Source organism: Botrimarina colliarenosi (genome assembly GCF_007859955.1).
Classification (GTDB): domain Bacteria; phylum Planctomycetota; class Planctomycetia; order Pirellulales; family Lacipirellulaceae; genus Botrimarina; species Botrimarina colliarenosi.
On the sequence record NZ_SJPR01000005.1, the window covers coordinates 280,447 to 296,787 of the forward strand.

At 64.6% G+C, this 16,341-nt stretch carries 15 protein-coding genes; 5 read left to right on the forward strand and 10 right to left on the reverse strand.

The annotated features are described in order from the left end of the window. Positions 1-4: 4 nt before the first annotated feature. The 3 genes from Pla108_RS17395 to repC form a co-directional block, all read right to left on the reverse strand. Positions 5-1,414 carry an SIR2 family protein gene (locus Pla108_RS17395; protein ID WP_146446236.1) on the reverse strand — a complete coding sequence of 470 codons (1,410 nt, stop codon included), beginning with the start codon at positions 1,412-1,414 and terminating at the stop codon, positions 5-7. A 196-nt stretch (positions 1,415-1,610) separates the two neighbouring features. Then, the gene (locus Pla108_RS17400) at positions 1,611-2,528 is read right to left on the reverse strand and encodes an ArdC family protein (protein ID WP_146446237.1); all 918 of its coding nucleotides are present in this window, start codon (positions 2,526-2,528) and stop codon (positions 1,611-1,613) included. Between the two features lie 177 nt (positions 2,529-2,705). Then, positions 2,706-4,031, reverse strand: coding sequence for a plasmid replication protein RepC (gene repC, locus Pla108_RS17405; RefSeq protein WP_146446238.1), 1,326 nt, complete (start codon positions 4,029-4,031; stop codon positions 2,706-2,708). A 689-nt stretch (positions 4,032-4,720) separates the two neighbouring features. On the opposite strand from repC, the gene Pla108_RS17410 reads away from it, so the two are divergent. Beyond that, on the forward strand, positions 4,721-5,284 hold the full coding sequence (locus tag Pla108_RS17410) for a hypothetical protein (protein WP_146446239.1): 564 nt from the start codon (positions 4,721-4,723) through the stop codon (positions 5,282-5,284). 27 nt (positions 5,285-5,311) lie between these two features. Here Pla108_RS17410 and Pla108_RS17415 read toward each other — a convergent pair whose 3' ends face one another. Next, on the reverse strand, positions 5,312-5,989 hold the full coding sequence (locus Pla108_RS17415) for a DUF1353 domain-containing protein (protein ID WP_197526662.1): 678 nt from the start codon (positions 5,987-5,989) through the stop codon (positions 5,312-5,314). A 149-nt stretch (positions 5,990-6,138) separates the two neighbouring features. Between Pla108_RS17415 and Pla108_RS17420 the strand changes: the two genes are divergently transcribed. Further along, positions 6,139-6,603, forward strand: coding sequence for a DUF2726 domain-containing protein (locus Pla108_RS17420; RefSeq protein WP_146446241.1), 465 nt, complete (start codon positions 6,139-6,141; stop codon positions 6,601-6,603). A gap of 293 nt (positions 6,604-6,896) precedes the next feature. Further along, positions 6,897-7,211, forward strand: coding sequence for a hypothetical protein (locus tag Pla108_RS17425; RefSeq protein WP_146446242.1), 315 nt, complete (start codon positions 6,897-6,899; stop codon positions 7,209-7,211). Here the strand turns inward: Pla108_RS17425 and Pla108_RS17430 are convergent. Then, a complete protein-coding gene (locus Pla108_RS17430) occupies positions 7,161-7,856 on the reverse strand; it encodes an HTH domain-containing protein (RefSeq protein ID WP_146446243.1) in 696 nt (231 codons plus the stop codon). The genes Pla108_RS17425 and Pla108_RS17430 overlap by 51 nt on opposite strands. Before the next feature lie 236 nt (positions 7,857-8,092). Here Pla108_RS17430 and Pla108_RS17435 point away from each other — a divergent pair, with 236 nt between their 5' ends. Beyond that, on the forward strand, positions 8,093-8,728 hold the full coding sequence (locus Pla108_RS17435; RefSeq protein WP_146446244.1) for an ECF-type sigma factor: 636 nt from the start codon (positions 8,093-8,095) through the stop codon (positions 8,726-8,728). Continuing rightward, a complete protein-coding gene (locus Pla108_RS17440; protein ID WP_146446245.1) occupies positions 8,715-10,775 on the forward strand; it encodes a serine/threonine-protein kinase in 2,061 nt (686 codons plus the stop codon). The genes Pla108_RS17435 and Pla108_RS17440 overlap by 14 nt, the downstream gene beginning before the upstream one ends. Before the next feature lie 13 nt (positions 10,776-10,788). On the opposite strand, the gene Pla108_RS17445 is transcribed toward Pla108_RS17440, so the two are convergent. The 5 genes from Pla108_RS17445 to Pla108_RS17465 form a co-directional block, all read right to left on the reverse strand. Continuing rightward, positions 10,789-11,523 (reverse strand): hypothetical protein, encoded by a 735-nt coding sequence (locus Pla108_RS17445; RefSeq protein ID WP_197526663.1) that lies wholly within the window; start codon positions 11,521-11,523, stop codon positions 10,789-10,791. Between the two features lie 161 nt (positions 11,524-11,684). Then, positions 11,685-12,674: a DUF1559 family PulG-like putative transporter gene (locus tag Pla108_RS17450; RefSeq protein WP_146446247.1), complete on the reverse strand. Its 990-nt coding sequence runs from the start codon at positions 12,672-12,674 to the stop codon at positions 11,685-11,687. Continuing rightward, entirely contained in the window at positions 12,664-13,551 is an 888-nt protein-coding gene (locus Pla108_RS17455; RefSeq protein ID WP_146446248.1) for a PEP-CTERM sorting domain-containing protein, read from the reverse strand. The genes Pla108_RS17450 and Pla108_RS17455 overlap by 11 nt, the downstream gene beginning before the upstream one ends. A gap of 228 nt (positions 13,552-13,779) precedes the next feature. Further along, on the reverse strand, positions 13,780-15,216 hold the full coding sequence (locus Pla108_RS17460; RefSeq protein WP_146446249.1) for a relaxase/mobilization nuclease domain-containing protein: 1,437 nt from the start codon (positions 15,214-15,216) through the stop codon (positions 13,780-13,782). After that, positions 15,206-15,880, reverse strand: coding sequence for a plasmid mobilization protein (locus tag Pla108_RS17465; protein ID WP_146446250.1), 675 nt, complete (start codon positions 15,878-15,880; stop codon positions 15,206-15,208). The genes Pla108_RS17460 and Pla108_RS17465 overlap by 11 nt, the downstream gene beginning before the upstream one ends. Positions 15,881-16,341: the final 461 nt, after the last annotated feature.

Genomic DNA, 16,341 nt, shown 5'->3' on the forward strand with positions numbered 1-16,341 from the left:
TACCTCATGTGTCAAACAACTTGATCATCTCAATTATACTCCTTGTAAGTGCATCGGGGGTCGCGGTAGAATCTCCAATCGCTTCGAAGAACGCAGATACATCGGTGCCACCAAAGTACTTCTGAGGGCTAACTTTGGCGTCATCCCAGATCTGCTTGGCTACATGCCCGGTCGCACCGACGGGTATGATCACCTTGCCTTGGTTCTGCGCAATCTCAACCTCCTGTAAAACTCCTCTCGCGGGGACTATCCCACCCTCTTCCCGCTTGTTTCCCGAGAGTACGATGCAAATACCAGCATCATCAATCATTCGCTCACGATATTGACGCCAGAAAGTTGCGAGGTCTGTTCCAGCTGGCACGTGCTGTGGAAACGGCCAAAGTTGTAGCCGCTCATCATCGTTACGACGTAGAGATTGCATTGCACCCACGATTACAGAGTCCCCAACGCCGAGACCGTAACCGGAAATGATGTTGAATCCGTGCTTAATGAGTTCGCGTCCTAAACCATGGCATAGATCCCGGAAGCCCGCTTCGCCGAGGGGTAAATAGTCGGCAGCGCTTCCGGATATAAAAACATCGCGTAGATGGCTTCGGCGATTTAGCTCTGAAAGCAGTGCCGGTATATCTTCGTACTTATCCACTATAACTGGCTGGATATTGTACCGTCGTAGGTCAGTCAACCAGTGTGCAAAACGTTTGCAATCGTAGTCGCCATCGGGGGATTCTCCGGGAGTTGGCGCCTTAAGAATACAATAATGCTTGCGGCTATTAGCTTCGAGTAGCTGCTTTACACGCCCAAGGAGGTACAGGACGTTTGGATCGGCAAAGCTAAAGCCAAGAAATAGGAAGGTACGTTTGGCTAAATCGGCCTTTAGTGTTACCGTGAAGACTTCACGTTGTGTATTGTATGTCTCGTAGTCTTCCTTCGTGAGAACGGCGTCACTTGGAAACGTCCGGTCACCGTGCATTTTATAAACAGTAGTATCGGTCCGACGACGTGTTGTGGCAAAGTCTTCTTTTCGCCGTTTGACATCGGTGCGTTTACCAGCATCTTCGAATGCTTTTTCTATTAGATCATCGTAGTTGGTAGTCCACACGGTGTTTAATGGGAGCGTCGCGATCAGTCGATGCGTGGCAGTCAGTTCAACGTCCTCCAAGAACTCATCAATTAGCAGCTGATTGATGCGGTCGCGGCCTGAGCGATGGTTGACGTGGTACTGGGCTAGTGCCACAAGATCGGATTCCCGATCGACATCTAGCTCAAGATCTTGGGCGATTTCGCGGAGCAACTGCTTCCAGTCCACGTATCCAGCGGCGCGAGAGACGCCCGCTCCTGCAAAAACTGCGGCATCACCTTCACGTAAAGCGCGAGTGTACTCCTTGATAAATGTGCGGTGGTCGGTTGCCGTCATTTGATTGCCAATTTTTAAGCTTTGGTTTTCGGGTGCGCGTTGCTGACTTTACTGCACGGTTTCGATCGATAAGGAACGCTCGTAGAGCATGGCCTCCTCCTTTGGGTGAGTCCATCTCTATCACGTTGCGAGAGCAGTTTCAACAAAGGACCGCCCGGAGTGACAGCCGTCTGTCACACCGGCACGGTCTATTCGATTAGATTGCCGGTTCGCGTGGCGCCGCCGCCTCGTACTTCACGCCGAGGACGTAGTCGGCCGCCCGCTGCCCTTGCCCGGCCGCCGCGATCACAAGCTTTTTGTCCGCTTTCAAGGAACGGCGCCAGCCGTCGAGGTAAGCGGCCGACTGCTCGATCGTCGGCGGGCTGATCCCAGCCGCTGCACAAAGAAAAGCCGAGCCCATCTCGGCCACCAGCTCTTCTTTGCCATAGTCGGGCGAACCGAACACATGCGGCTTCTCGCCCAGGTCACGGTTGAGCCGCTTGGGGTGACCGGTGGAGTGGGCCAGCTCGTGATAGAGCGTCGCGTAGAAGGCGCTAGACGACTCAAAGCGTTCCATCGGCGCGATCTCGATCCGGTCTTCACGCGGCAGATAGCAGGCGCGGTGGCCACGGACATCGACCCGCGGCGGGTCGGGGTAGGTGAGGTAGGCCTGGGCGGGCCGGCTGTCGGGCTGCGGCTGGGCGATGGGCTTAGCGACCTCGTCCTGCGGCAAGCCCTCGATCTGGTCAGCGTTGAAGACGACATAATGCCGAAGCACCGGGATCGTCACGTCCTCACCGCTTTCGCGATCCTTGGTGGCGTGCTGTTTCCAGAAGAGCACCAGCGAGCCTTTCTCGCCCTTGCGGACCTTGCCGCCCTGCTGCTTGGCCTGGTTGAAGGTCAGCCAGTAGTTCGAGCCGTAGTCGTGCGCCCAGGCGTTGATCGCCAAGAGGAAGAGGTTGATACCGCGGTACGGCTTCTTGCTGCCAAAACTCGTCGGCATGCCGGGGCCGTCGGCCGTGGTGATCGGCTGCCGCCACGGCGGCACGCCTTGATCGAGGAGCTTGAGGATTTTGTCGGTGACCTCTTGGTAGAGGTCGCGGCGGGGTTTTTGGTCTTTGGTTTCTTTGGCCATCCGTCCCTACCTTTCGGGACGGGCGGCCTCGTGGTGAGTTTTCGATAACGTGGTCATCGTCGTCGCCCTTTCTTCGTTTGCGGTTGAGTGGTTCGCCACGCGTGCCACGCCCCGGCGCCGGCGTCAACGAAAAACGCCCTACCCGCATACCACCGTGTGGCCAGCCCCCACACCGCCTCATTCGCTCCGCCGATCACGGCCCAAGAGGCCGAACAGCGTGCGATGCAGTCGCAGCTCGCCGCGCTCGGCGCGGCTGATAAGCCCACGGAAGTAAGCCGCCGGCGATCGCACCGGGTCATCCTCCCGCAGCGCCGCCCGGTCGGTTACGAGCATCGCCACGGCCGCCCCACTCCGCCCCAAAACGCCGCACGCCTCACCCCAGCTCTGCTGCGAAACGCCTAGTTCTTGACGTAACCCATAAGCGGCCTCGACGAGGTCGCCCCATCCCGGGTCTTTGGGAAGCTGCGCCGATAATCGCTCACTCGCCGCCGACAGCACCATGCCGAGCGTCACATGCTCTAAACCCGAAGACGCATGCTCCGTGGAGCGTTGCCCCGTGGACGGACCCGCCTGCTTACCCGCCGAGGGTCGCCCTACGCTTTCCTGAAAGCCTTTGTCGCTTCGACTACAGGGTTCTATGAAAGAATGAGTGGGGTAATTGTAGTGGGCGACCTGGGGTTCGCCTCTGGATGAACCTTTTGCTATTTCTTTGGTCATAGAAGACTGATTAGCGCCCTCTTCTACTTCAGGGCTGGTTACTCCCATCGCCTCGATGATCGCGTCGTAGAGCTTTTGATGCTCGGCAACGAGCAGGGTTAACGCAGCGAGGTCCATCGACGTGCGGATTGGGACCGCAACCGCGTCGTAGCGCAAAGCGAAGGCCTCGATGGCATCGATCGCCGCCCCCTCCTCCTGCTGCGCCCATTCGGCCAGTAGCGCCCTCACCTGCCGGCGGAGCCACGAGGCCTGCCGCTTGGCCGCCATCCAGGCGTCGTCGTGACGGCGTTTCTCGGCGAGCACCGCTTCTAGCCGTGGCCGCAAGTACGCCAAGGGGGTCAGATCGACGCCGAAGCTGTAAACGATTCGTCCCGTTTCGCTGTCGCGTTGCCCATAACGCTTATGGTTTCCGGAATCATTCCAAGTAATTGCGCCAGCAGCAAAGAGCGCCGCTTCGAGCTTCTGCACCTGCCGTTCGGTGACGCCCAGGTCGAGCGCGGTGCGGGCTAGGGATTGATAGACAACAGGCCGACTTCCCTCCTCCCAGTCGAGGTCGCGGGTAAAGGCGAGGTAGTATTCGAGCAAGGTGAGCATCCGCGGCGTGAAGCCCGCATGCTTGCCGGCTCGCTTTGCTAGAAGCAAAAGCCCATACCGATCAGCCCCCTCCTCCAGCCCACAAAAATCATCGGCTTGTCTTTGAGCGTGACGCAGGGCGTCGGACGCGGCGCGTCCCCCTGCCCCCACATTTTTCAAGTAATAAGGGTTCGTTGTTTGGATCGATGGCATGGCATAGTTCTGCGCCCTCCCCCACAGCGCTGGCGTCTTTCGGTAACTCGGGGCGTTCGTCAGCGAGCGGACGCGCAAAGGCACGCCGGCGAAATCATCGCTTGCGCAACAGCTCGAAGCAGTTTACGGTGGGATTGTCACATCACGTTCCGTTGATTGCTTCACGGAGCCCCTTCAAAGACCGCCGCTCGTAACGGCGGTTTTTTGTTGTCGAAAGATGGCTTGGCGGACTGGTTCGGCGGGCGCCCTCCTTTCTTGGTTGCGTAGTTGAATGCGGCGCGGACGCGCCCTGTAGGAACAGACAGCCGCGATTCGGCTATCGAGTGGAACCACGCTAACACGATTCGTGTGCAGTTGTCCCCAGGATTGTGCACACCCCCCGCACACCCGTGGTCGCACACACCCGACCACGACTGCACAGCCTGCACAGCGATAGCGCACAGAAGCGCGGTGACTCACTCAATACACCCCGTGTCACAAACGGCGGAATCCGAAGGCGTGGCGGTGGAGTGGGGGAGTCGCACACCCCTGGGCAGTTGTCCGCACACGGGGGCGCCCAGTGGGCATACGGGGGTATTCAGGCCTGAACGAACACCCGCCCAGACTGGGCAGGGGCGTTCAAAACCGCTTGCGCCGCGGCGCGATTCAGTGCAGACTTGGTCGCACAACCCTGAACAGCGTGCCCAGAATTGACCGACCACATCCCGAACACCCCCAAGCAAGCCACCAAGTACTCGATCACCGCCGCCCACCGGATCACCGGCAAGAGCCGCACGACGATTCAGAAGCACCTCAAGCAAGGCCGTCTTTCGGCGACCGAGGGCCCCGACGGGGCGAAGCTGATCGACGCCTCAGAGCTGATCCGCGTTTATGCGGATGAGTGTGATTTTAGCCGCGTGGAGGGCGTCGAAACCCCTGAACAGAACCGCCCAGACGTGATCAGTTCGGTGCGCACCGACTTGCACTCCCTGAAAGAGAAGCTCGACATCCTTCAAGAAGAACGCCGCCGTGAGCGCGAGCAGCTTCAGTCTCAAATCGAACACCTGCAAGAAGCCCTCAAACTTGCCCAAGAAGGCCATAACCGCGCGACGCTACTGCTCGAAAACCGTTCGGGAGGAGGGGACTGGCGCGAGGCGTTTGTCAAACTCAAGCGCCAGGTCGAGCAGCGCGAGACCCAATCGGTCGCCAAGGCCAAAGAAGAGGCCCGCCAAGAAATCTTCTCCAAGCCGTGGTGGCGCGCGCTACGCGGCTAACCTCATCACCACCGATTCCATCGACGACTAAGGCGACTCTGCGTTCACCTTGGCCAAGCGCTCGATCTCTTCGGGAGTGGGGGGGTCAGACCTAAAGAGCGCCTCCATCTTTTCAAGTTCCCCGGGCGTCGGAGGGTTCACCACCAGCTCTTTAGCAACCTGGATGACCTTCGGCTCCGGCGGCGTATCGTCGCCGCTGCTGTTGGCTTCGAACACCGTCATGGTCTCGAAGACCCAGCGGGGGCCGAACATCGCCACGGCGTAGTAGAGCCGGCCGGCTTCGTTCTCTTCGACGCCGCCGGCGAGACAGGCGTCGTAGAACATCCGGTGCACGGCGTGGTAAGGCTGGTCCATCTTCTCGCAAGCCACGTCGTGGACGATCGAGGCGTTGCGGTACTTCCCCTCGAAAGGCCCGCCAACGATCGTCCACAAGGCCCGGGGGATGGAAGCGCCATTGATAACGCTACCCTGCGGCGCGAGCCACGCCCGCTCCATCGGATCGATGTAGACGAAGTCTTCCGTAAGACGCATGTCGCGCCCGTCGATCCATTCGGTCTTCGGCGTGCCCACGAAGCGGCCATGCGCGCCGTCGGCCGCAGCGACCTGCCGGAAGGTGTAGTAGCTGCCGGTCACAAACGCTGCGACGTGGGTCGCCACGGCGACCAGTCCAATGCCTAGCCCGATCATCAAACGGCGCACCGACATCAGTCGCTCCTGGTTCCTAGAGAGGGCGGAGTAGGCGGGTCGTATTATGCCAACCACGGCGTGCATCCCGATAGCCTTGCGGGCGGCGCTGCGGTGACATACGTCTGTCACCACTTGCTAGCGCAAGAGGGATTGCGCTAGAAGGAAGGATGACGGACAAGAAAGAACGACCCCGTTTCGCCACCAACCAAAAACCCACCGGCAAGCACGCCGCGCTCAAGTACCAAAGCCGCGGCGTGTTGCTCTCTCCCGGCGAGCTGCGGTTCTACCGCGCGCTCCGTGAAGCAACCGAAGACCGTTACCTCGTCATGGCCAAGGTCCGCCTCGCCGATCTCATCGAAGCGGAGGAGGGGTTTCACTCCGCAGCGGGCCGCAAGATCAGCCAGCGGCATGCCGCTTTTGTGCTAGTCACCAAGCGCGGCTTACGCCTCGCGGCCGTCGTCGAACTCGACGACAAGACCCACCTCGAAACCCAGCAACAAGCCCGCGACGCCTACCTCGCCGACGCCCTGCATGCGGCCGGCCTGCCGCTCGTTCGCTTCCCGATCTATCAGCGCTACGACGTGGCCAAACTCCGCACGATTGTCCAGAGCGTCATCCGCCGCGCCCGCTAGACAGCACCGCTAAAGCCCTTGGCCTCCGCCAAGCACGCCGTCCCCGGCTTCGTCGGTTTCGGAGGGTCGGCTCTCACCCACTGGCTGGAGCCGATCCGCCGCAAACCGCCACGAAGCCGGCTGCACCGCCGCCTTCGCCTGCACTTTCACCACCCTCCGGCTTTGCCGGCGAGGGGGCGAGGCCTCTCAACAAAATTTTTTCCTCGTGATCGCGATCGAGGCTCGGGTGGCCAAGCCACCCCCCCGCGCGCACAATACGCCCACCCGTCACGCCGCTCAACGAGGAGGAGCGTATGCCGCCAACGTCTCGCCAGACCGAACTCATTCCTCGCTTCCACCGGCTAGTGCGCCGGTTGCAATCGATCGAGAACGAGCTCTTGGCTCGTGGCGAGTCCCTTGTCGGCTTAGCGCTGCAATCGCCACACGCGACGCTCAGCCCGCGGACCGCGTCCCTACTGCGGCGCATGGAAGTGATCGACGCCGAGCTGGTCGTCATCGAGGCGTTATTGCCAGACGAGTTTGCCGAGACCCCGGAGGACGGAGAGCGCGACCGGCGCTCAAACGACCTCGATGTCGGCGCGGGTCCATTCGACCTTGGCGCGGGCTAAACGCATGGTGATCGGCCGCTCGCTCACCAGCAGCGAGCGGATCGCCCCCAGGCCGATGCGGCAGGTGAGGTGGCTATCGACCAAAAGCCCCTCCAAACGCCACCCCTTCGTTAAGTCGTAGCCAATCCGCAGCGGCTGCACGACCTGCCACTGCGGCAATGTTCCGGGGGGGAGCCCGGCGAAGACTTCGAGGCAGCGGTCGCCGGCGACCGCCCGCTCGAACGTCGCTAGCATTTCCGCGTAGGGCCCACTTATTGCCGCCGCCGGCGCTGTGACGCGACGGCGGAAGTCCTCTAACTCCTCGCGCTGCGTGGCCGAGAGCCGACCCGCTAGCGCCTCGGCGGCGGCCTCCGCCAAGCGGCGTTCGGCCGGGCCCACCGGCAAGGCCGTCGCCATTGCGTGCCGGAGTAAAACGAAGAGGGATGCAGCGTCGGGAAGTTGCTGCGTTTCGGCGTCGTGGCTGGTGTGACCACGGCTGGCGGCGTCGAACCGCACCTCGACGCCCGAGTTGCGGAGGGTCCGCAGGTCGCGGTAGATCGTCCGCCGGCTGACGCCTAGTTCTTGCTCTAAGTCGCTCACACGAGCAGAAGTACGGCCGGCGAGGGCGCGTTGCAGCACTAGCAGACGGCTCAAGCGAGTAGACATGTCGGCGTTTTTCGTGAGGGGGTCGATCCGGGCAGTTGCGGGGGCGAGGCTCCGCAGGCCGTGCGGCGCCCCATAAGCAGTCGTGAACGGCCCGTTACGCCCGCCACCTCGGGCAAAAAAGACCCCCAAAAGGCCGGTTCCCGCGCCGGGCCCCCCAATCCACTCTTGCGGCGGCGCCCCGATGGGTAGAAACTCCTACTTCCGTCCCTGGCGTGACACCTAGCTGACAGCCCTCGATGACCCCCACCGGTTCGGTTAGCGTCTGGATCGCCGGATTACAGTCGGGTGACGCCGCCGCATTCGAGTCGATCTGGCGCCGCTACGCGCAGCAGTTGGCCGCCGATGTCCAGCGGAGGCTTTCGGCGCGATCGGCGGCTTACGACGGCGAGGACGTGGCCCAGAGCGTCTTTACCGCGATCTGGACGGCCGCCGAGTCGGGCAGGTTGCAAGAGGTCCGCAGCCGCGACGAGTTGTGGTGGTTCTTGACGGCGATCGCCCAGCGGAAGTCGATCGACCGTTTGCGGCGCGACAACGCCCAGAAGCGGGGAGGTGGGCGCGTCGAAGGCGAATCGTCGCTCAATGGTCGGGGCGTCCTGTTCTCAATCGACCGGCTGATTGGCGAGGCCCCGGCTCCCGATTTCATCGCGGAGATGCAGGAGCAGTACGCGGTCTTGATGGCGAGCCTCGGAGAGGACCTCCTCGTGCAAATCGCCCACGCGCGCCTCGCCGGCTATGATGTCGCGGAGATCGCCCAGCGGGTCGGCGTGAGCCATCGGACCGTCGAGCGGAAGCTCAAGATTATCCGCGGCCGCTGGGCGAGCCGCCTCGACGACGCCGACGAAGGGACCGCTGCCGCCGATGAACGACGCTGACCCGGTCGAGACGCTTTGCGACGAGGCCGAGAGACGCCTCAAGGCGGGCGAAACGTTGGGCTTGGAAGAGCTGGTCGCCCGCTGCCCATCGCCACGTCGCGAACGATTGGCCGTCGAGCTGCTCCTCTTGGAAATCGACTATCACCGCCGGGCGGGCGGACTGCCAAGCCGGGGAGATTACTTGTCACGTTACACGCCGCTCGGCGCGCAGGTCGAGGCGGCGTTTTGCGTGATCGATCCAGTAGGGCCCGAGGCCGCCGCGGCTAGCCGGGCGCTTGGTTCGCTCGCCGAGGGTCAGTCGTTCACTCACTACCAGCTCCAGCGCCGCTTGGGAGCCGGCGCTACTAGCGAGGTCTGGAAGGCGACCGACCGGATGACGGGCCGCGAGGTGGCCCTCAAAATCCCCCGCTGGCCCGAGCAGTCCATCGACCAGCGGCTTCGGTTCTTGCGTGAAGCGCGGGCGTTGTCTCGGCTGCGGCACCCGGGGGTGGTGACGCTCTACGAACTGGGCCGCGACAACGCGCTCCCCTACCTAGCGATCGAGCTCGTCGAAGGGGGGACGCTGCGTGAAGTCATCCAGCAAGGAGCTGTGCAGCCCCGCACCTCCGCCGCGATCGGCCGCGCCGTTGCGTCGGCCCTCCACCACGCCCACCAACAAGGCGTGCTGCACCGCGACGTGAAGCCCGGCAATATTCTCTTGCGCGGCAAGAGCGATCCGGTGCTAACCGACTTCGGCCTCGCCAAGGACCACCGCGACAGCGGCGACCTCACCGAGCAAGGCGACGTGCTGGGGACGCTCGCTTACATGGCCCCCGAACAAGCGACGGGGCGTTCCTGGGAGGCTGACGAGCGCGCCGACGTGTACGGCGTCGGCGCCGTTTTGTTTGAAGCGGTAACCGGCGTGCCGCCGACGCGATCGACCGCCGGTTCGCCCCCCAGCGTCCGCGAAGGGCAGGACCCGCGCCGGGTCTTGCCGAGCCTGCCGCGAGACCTAGCGGCGATCGTCCATAAGGCGACGCAGCCGCGACCCAGCGACCGTTACCCGAGCGCGGCCGATCTCGCCAACGACCTCGAACGGTTCCTCGGCGGGCGCCCCGTCGTCGCCCGTTACCCGACACGCCTGCGTCGTGCCCTACGACGCGTCGCCGGATCGTGGACGGCGGCGGCTTTCCTCCTCGGCGGGCTTACCCTGGCGCTTGGCTTGCTAGTCGCCTCGCCGCTTCCAGACAGCCGTCGCGATGTGAAGCTCTCCGTCAATCCGCCGAACGCACGCGTCGCGTTTGTGCCCCTGACGGAGTGGGGGACGGGAGCCGAGCCGCGCGGCGTCACCTTCGCCAGTGGAACCGGCGAACTGTCTGCCCGCCTTTTGCCCGGATCGTATTACGTCATCGCCGTTGCTCCCGACGGCCGTTTCCACGAAGTGCAGCGCTACGTCCCCGAAGCCAACGCCGAAGTAGCGCGCCCCGGCGCGTATCGCCAGACCGAACGCCTTCCGGCGGGTGGCGTTCGCTTGAAGGCGATCGACATCCCGCCCGCGACCGTTACTCAAGCCATGACGCGGTTCGCGGGGGCCGACAGTTACACTCCCGGCGGTGAGCGTTTGGCGCTGAAGAACGCCGGCTACCTCATCGCTCCGTTCGACATCGATCGTCGCGAACACCAAGAGGCCGTCGGCGACGGCGTCGCTTGGATAGGCGCCTACTACGAAGCCGTCGATGCGGCCGAGCGTGCCGGCAAACGCCTGCCGACGGAACTCGAATACGAGTTCGCTGCGCTGGCGCCGAGCGACGCTACGTTCGATCGGCTGACGGCGGAGGCGGATGTAAGCGGCCTAGTAACGGGCTTAGCCGAGTGGGCGACGCCGGTAGACAATCTCGATCCGGCGCGGCCGCCGGAGCATGCGGTGGCTTGGGGAGGTGATGACATGGCGGGACCGCCCGGTTCTTTGAGCCGTACCTATCTCCCCGAGGTTGTCTCGGCGCCCGCGGTCGGCTTTCGCGGCGCGCGCAGCGCGGCGCCGCTGTTCCGTTACCAGCAGATGCGTTGAACAGCGTCCCCCCTTATTCCACGGGCTGATCGGGGCTCACCAGCAGCGCCACTACCTCGGTCGGCTCGCGATCGCCAGCAAACCGGTGAGCAAACCGGCGGCAGTAGGGCTGGCCCTCGACGGCCGGCTGGGTCGCGTCAGCCGCGAGGACGACGTTGTCGGCCGGATCGGCGTCCAAAAATTCCATCCCGCTCGCCACGGCAAGGGTCAGCGGCTCGCTCTCGCCCCCTTCGGCGGAGAAGTGAACCGTGATGTCGGCCCTGAAAGCCCGGACGTAAGCGTCGCGCCCATCGATAACGCCGCGAAGGGTGAAGTCTTGAACGACGGCCGTGGCGGGCCGCTCGCCGCTCGGGAAGAGAGCGAAGTAAGCGGGATTGCTGTTGCTGAGGGTATGCAGCGCGAAGTCGGCGGCGTAGGGCGCGGTTATCGACCAAATCGGCGTTGGGGGATCGGCTTCCTCCGGCTCGCCCGTGGCCGGCGCCGGCCGGGAATAGGCGTTGGGCTGGCACTCCCCGAGGCTGCAAGACTGCGCCGGTAGTCCCGGCGCGCCCGTCACATAGGAGTAGGAAGGGGGGCTGCAATCGCCTTGCCCCTCGGGCGACTCACACGTCGCGCGACGCTCGACCTTGTAGAGGAAATAGCTGCCGTAGTTGGCGACGGGGTTGAGGCGACAGACACAATTCGTCCCCTGCGCGGCGCCCGGCGTGGGGCACAGCAAGAGCGTCCCCGTCGAGAGCAGCAGCGTCACCCGAGCGATCCTATCGGGCCGAAGAACAAGTCGCTTGGAAGGCATGGCGATGGGGGGGTAGGTTCGAGCAGAGGTTGGCCGTTCAGTTCAGCGTCGCTTCATCACTTCAATCGTCAGTCGATGGTGTATCCCGCCACCCCCGCTCAACAATGACTTAATGGTTAAGGAAAAGCCGGCGCGCCGGCGTCGTCTCGCGTGGCGAGGCGCCTTAGCTCATCAACGGCAAGCGTGTCGGCGATCGCCCGCACCGAGCCGTCCACCAGCGCCGCCTGGACGACGCCAGGGTGAGGCGAGACGAGCGGGTTGTTGGGGCCGCGGTTGTCGAGCACGCCCGGGAGCTCGTATTCACGGCGGTTGAGGGCATGACGAACGGTGGTGATGTTGTAGGCCGGGCTGATCCCGCCGTACGCCGGAGGCACGCCGGGCGAGGCCGTGCCGGCGACCCACCCCTGGTAGAGGCCGCCGTCGATCCGGTAGGGGTAGCCGGCGGCCGAATAGACGTAGTCCGACTGCTCCGCGACCAGCAGCGTGTGCGACGCCCCGTCGGTCAGCTCTCGTAGCGCCACCGCTCGCCCCGGCGGCAACATGCCCCCGGAACCGATCCAACCGTCTGGCTGGGGCAGGCAGCACCTCGACACCCGCTGATCGCCGCGATCGTCATCGCCCGCCGCCCCGGCGACGCCGACGTAGCTAGGGACGGCCAGCAGAGTTTGGGAGACGCCGTAAGCGTCGATCGCCGGGAGGGGGGAGGAGGGACAACGCAAGACCGGCAAACTCTTGCCGGCGACTACTCGCCGATTGGCGACATGCAGCCCGACTTCGCCGCTGTGCAGGGAGCGGCGGTCGTAGGCGTCGAATAGCGCGTCTTCTTCAAGGTGAGGGAGCGTCGCGACGATCCAAGACACCCCCATCGTCCGGTAAGGCGCCGACGCGGCGCCCACTGGGAACTCGCGCAGCGCCGCTTCATGGCTAGCCAGCGCGACCGCGAGCTGGCGGAGATGGTTCTTGCACGAGGCGGCCCGCGCCGATTCACGCGACGACTGGACCGCCGGGAGGAGTAGCGCCATCAACACGCCGAGGATCGCGGCTGCTACCAGCAGCTCGACCAGCGTAAAACCCGACCCGCGCTGCGGTGTCGTCTTAGAGGGCATGGCGGCGTTTCCGCAGGATCGTCGTCAGCAAGGCGACCATCATCACGCCGGCCACGCCGCTCGGCTCAGGGACTCCCGAGGCGGACAGCGCCATCGCGTCACGCCAGATCGTGTAGTCGGCTGCGTCGACGACGCCATCGCCGTTGCCATCGGCGCTCGAAGGGAAGGTGGCGCCGTAGTCGTTTCGCCAGACGGCGTAGTCTTGCTCGCACAAATAGCCGTCGAGGAAGTAATCCCCCGCTGGAACCGTGAGCCGCTCCAAACTGAAGGGATCGACAAAGCCGGGCGCCCAGCCCACCCCGTCGCTGATCAATAGGTTGCCGATGAAGAAATCAATCGACACGGGATCGTTCGGTAACGCCGTTGAGAACAAGGCGAGGGAAGACCCCACGAAGGAGACATCCGCGAACCCCGCCGCGTGCGGCTCGCCATTCACCAGCAGCCGCCGCTCGTACGACCACGGGCCCAGCTCGTTGCGACCGAATCTTAACACGTCCTCGGGGAAGGTAGGATCGAAGCCCGGGCCGTCGTCAAAGACGGCTGCTGCAAAGCTGTCGTACCTAAACACCAAGGGTCCTACCTCTAGGCGAAAGCCGCTGACCAGATCGACGGGATAGCCCGCGCAATCCAGGCAGTCCCCCAAGGGCACGCTGTTCGTCACGCCGGTCCGGTAGACGACATGGCCGGTAACCGTGTCTGCCGGCCCAATCGAATACCCGAAGACCTCCGCCGTATCGAACAAGCTGCCCGTGAAGCGGAAGGCCACGAGGCTGGTAGCCGCGGCCCCGCCGCTGCAACAAGCCAAAGCCGCTATCGCCAGCACTACCCTCGCCATGAGTTCACTCGCCGGGTTGCATCGCCTGGAGGAGAGCGGCATCGTAACCCCTCGGGCGTGAGCGAGCAAATCCGACCGGCCCTCCGCCAAGCAGGTCGTCCCCGGCTTCGTCGGTTTCGGAGGGTCGGCTCTCACCCGCTGGCTGGAGCCGATCCGCCGCAAACCGCCACGAAGCCGGCTGCACCAGCACCTCAACCATCCCTCCCACCACCCCCGGCTTTGCCGGCGAGGGGGCGAGGCCTCTCCAAACAGAACCAAGCAGCGACCGCGCTAGCGATCGACCCCATCGTCCCGCTCACGCCGCTTCTCCAACCGCTCGCGCTCGATCTCCCGCCACCCATCGATCCAGCCAGCGGCCCGCTTCGCCCCGCGCTGCGGAACCAGCTCCGCAGGTTTCGTCTGCAACGCCGGCGCGGGCGCCGGAACCTCGCGTGCCTTCTCGGCGCGCAAGCCCCGCAGTTCGTCCCGCAACAGCCGCGCCTTCTCCACCCAAAGCCCGCGCAAGCGCGCCTTCTCTAGCGACTGCGTCAGCACGAGGTCGTTCCGCTCGGCGTCCAAACGCCGCCGTTCGTTCAGCTCCGCCGCGCGCCGCGCCGCCCGCACCCGTTCCTTAAGCCGCCGCTCTTCCTCACGCTGCCGCCCCAGCAGCTCCCGCCGCTCGGAGCCCAGCTTCTTCTCCAAGGCCTCACGCCGCGCCCCCGCGTCGGCCAAAAACTGAAACGCCTCCCCAAACGCCGACAGCCGCCGCTTCCCCTCCGTGTCCGGGCCCCGCATCAAAGCGGCTAGATCGACCGACCGCAATGCGTTCGAAATCCGCCCGACCAGACGCGTCTCCCGCGCCCCAAACGCCTCCCGCGCCACCTGCTGCTCGTGCCGCAGTTCGCGCCACTTCGGGCGGTAAGCCTCGCGCGTCGCCGTCACCCGCTTCGCCAAGGCCTGCCACGCCGCTTGAGCGATCTTCCGCCGCGAAGCGGCCGCGGTCTCTTGGTGCTTGGCCCAAGCCGCTTTGTGCCGCGCTTCCAAGCGCCGCTGTGCGTCCTTCAGCAGCGCCGCTTTCCTGCGGTGCTCGGCGCGGATCGCCTCGCGCTTGGTGTTGTCGTTCGCCGCTTGCGCCGCCTCGTGCACGGCCCGCGGCTCGTCCTTCGAGCCACGCACGTACTCGCCCCGGTCGCGGGCCTCGTTGTTGAGCACCCGCTCTTGGCAGTAAATCTTCCCCCGCTGGCGTTCGTACTCCTCGGCCCACCGCGACGCCTTGAGCTTCTCAAAGCTCGACGACAGCATCCGTCCGTCGCGTGGATGCACACGGTTGACCATCACGTGCACGTGCGGCTGCGGCCGGTCGTTGTGCGCGACCACGAGCGACTGGTGCTCCTGGGCCCCCATCACCCGCAGTACGGTGTGCGCCGCGCGGAGCATCTCGCGCTTATCGAGCTTCGCCGCCTCCTCGGGGTGCCAGCTGAGCGTGAAGTGCAGCACATGGTCGAGGCTTTTGCGGCCCGTGTTGGGGACGCCCGCCTGCGCCTTGAGCCGCGCCTGATCCATCGAAGTCGCGGCCATCACCCGCCACGCCATGTCGGGGTCATGCGTAGCGAGGTTCCGCGTCGAGGTCCAAGCGACCCGCCCCGCGTGGCTGGCGTCGCGCCCCTTCAAGAGATACGAAGCGGTGGACCGAAAATTCTGCCGCTTAGGGTGGATCTTAGGCACCATCGCCAAGCGCCTCCGCGAGCTTGGCCTCAACCTGATCGAGCACCCGCCGCAGCTCACCGGGCAACACGCCCCACGTGTCGGGCAGGCTCCGATCGGTATGCAGGTAGCGCGCGACCTGGTTGGCGAGGTTCCCCAGGTTCGAGAGCTGCACCCCCAAGCGGTTCAGCTCGCTCACCAGCGCCGCGTCGCAGCGCAGCTCGCCCCGCGCCGCCTTCACCGCGTACCCCAGCACACGCCGCCGCGTGTATTCTGCTTCGCTGAGCCCCGCCAGTGCGGCTTGCGCCTGCACGTAGCGCTTCTCGGCCAGCGTGAGGTCGGCCCTGACCCCTGTCTGGCGTCGTTCGTGCGGTTGTTTCTTCGGCCTCGCCATCGCGTCTCCTGTGCGTTCGCTGGCGTCCCCCGCGGGACGCCTTCCGCCGCTCGCCGCCCCAGCAGGGGGCGTAGCGAGCGACGGAAAATCGCTCCACGACAAGCAGTAAGCCTCGCGTGTCGTGAAGCACTCGGCGCCAAACCTCGGGGGCGCCGTCGTGGGGGCTACGGGGGGCGGCGACACGCCCCCAGCTCTCGCCAAGCGGCCCCCTTGGTGGGGCCAGCGTTGGCGAGAGGTCGTTGCCAGCGGCCGGTGGTGCACCGGTTCTGGCAGCGACCCGTGGTCGAGCGGCATGACGCTCGCCAGATGCTCCGGAGAAACCCCAGAGGGTTTCGGAGGAGGGGTTTTTCGGCACGAAAAACACATCTGGCGTCCCGTTGTCTCCGAACTAATTCCACCCCCACCGACCCCCGTCAAGCAGAACCGTTCCCGCCCCACCCTCGATCCATACCACCGTAGGTAATCACCAAGCGCATCCCGAAGTCACTCCGCGCCAGCCCCCGCCACCCGGCGCCATAACGCCGCCTTCTCCGCCGACGAGATTTTGACCTTCAATTTCCAAGCTCACCGGACAGCTCCCTTACTTCTTCCGCGTCCGCCTCACGCTCGATGACCTCACTTCACGAAGACGGTTCGTCAAGCCGATGCCGGCGGCCAGAGCGCAAGCGGAGGCCAGCCAAGTAGAGTGGGGGGCTCGCGTCGCGAGCGCCCCTCCATTGCCAGCCCCAACCCCGAGCAGAAAAAAGGCCGTCGCC

Excerpts from the sequence above, each read along its gene's own strand:
- Pla108_RS17395 (WP_146446236.1), bottom strand. The coding sequence starts at position 1,414 with ATGACGGCAACCGACCACCGCACATTTATCAAGGAGTACACTCGCGCT.
- Pla108_RS17400 (WP_146446237.1), bottom strand. The coding sequence starts at position 2,528 with ATGGCCAAAGAAACCAAAGACCAAAAACCCCGCCGCGACCTCTACCAA.
- repC (WP_146446238.1), bottom strand. The coding sequence starts at position 4,031 with ATGCCATCGATCCAAACAACGAACCCTTATTACTTGAAAAATGTGGGG.
- Pla108_RS17415 (WP_197526662.1), bottom strand. The coding sequence starts at position 5,989 with ATGTCGGTGCGCCGTTTGATGATCGGGCTAGGCATTGGACTGGTCGCC.
- Pla108_RS17420 (WP_146446241.1), top strand. The coding sequence starts at position 6,139 with ATGACGGACAAGAAAGAACGACCCCGTTTCGCCACCAACCAAAAACCC.
- Pla108_RS17425 (WP_146446242.1), top strand. The coding sequence starts at position 6,897 with ATGCCGCCAACGTCTCGCCAGACCGAACTCATTCCTCGCTTCCACCGG.
- Pla108_RS17430 (WP_146446243.1), bottom strand. The coding sequence starts at position 7,856 with ATGTCTACTCGCTTGAGCCGTCTGCTAGTGCTGCAACGCGCCCTCGCC.
- Pla108_RS17435 (WP_146446244.1), top strand. The coding sequence starts at position 8,093 with ATGACCCCCACCGGTTCGGTTAGCGTCTGGATCGCCGGATTACAGTCG.
- Pla108_RS17440 (WP_146446245.1), top strand. The coding sequence starts at position 8,715 with ATGAACGACGCTGACCCGGTCGAGACGCTTTGCGACGAGGCCGAGAGA.
- Pla108_RS17450 (WP_146446247.1), bottom strand. The coding sequence starts at position 12,674 with ATGCCCTCTAAGACGACACCGCAGCGCGGGTCGGGTTTTACGCTGGTC.
- Pla108_RS17455 (WP_146446248.1), bottom strand. The coding sequence starts at position 13,551 with ATGCCGCTCTCCTCCAGGCGATGCAACCCGGCGAGTGAACTCATGGCG.
- Pla108_RS17460 (WP_146446249.1), bottom strand. The coding sequence starts at position 15,216 with ATGGTGCCTAAGATCCACCCTAAGCGGCAGAATTTTCGGTCCACCGCT.
- Pla108_RS17465 (WP_146446250.1), bottom strand. The coding sequence starts at position 15,880 with ATGCCGCTCGACCACGGGTCGCTGCCAGAACCGGTGCACCACCGGCCG.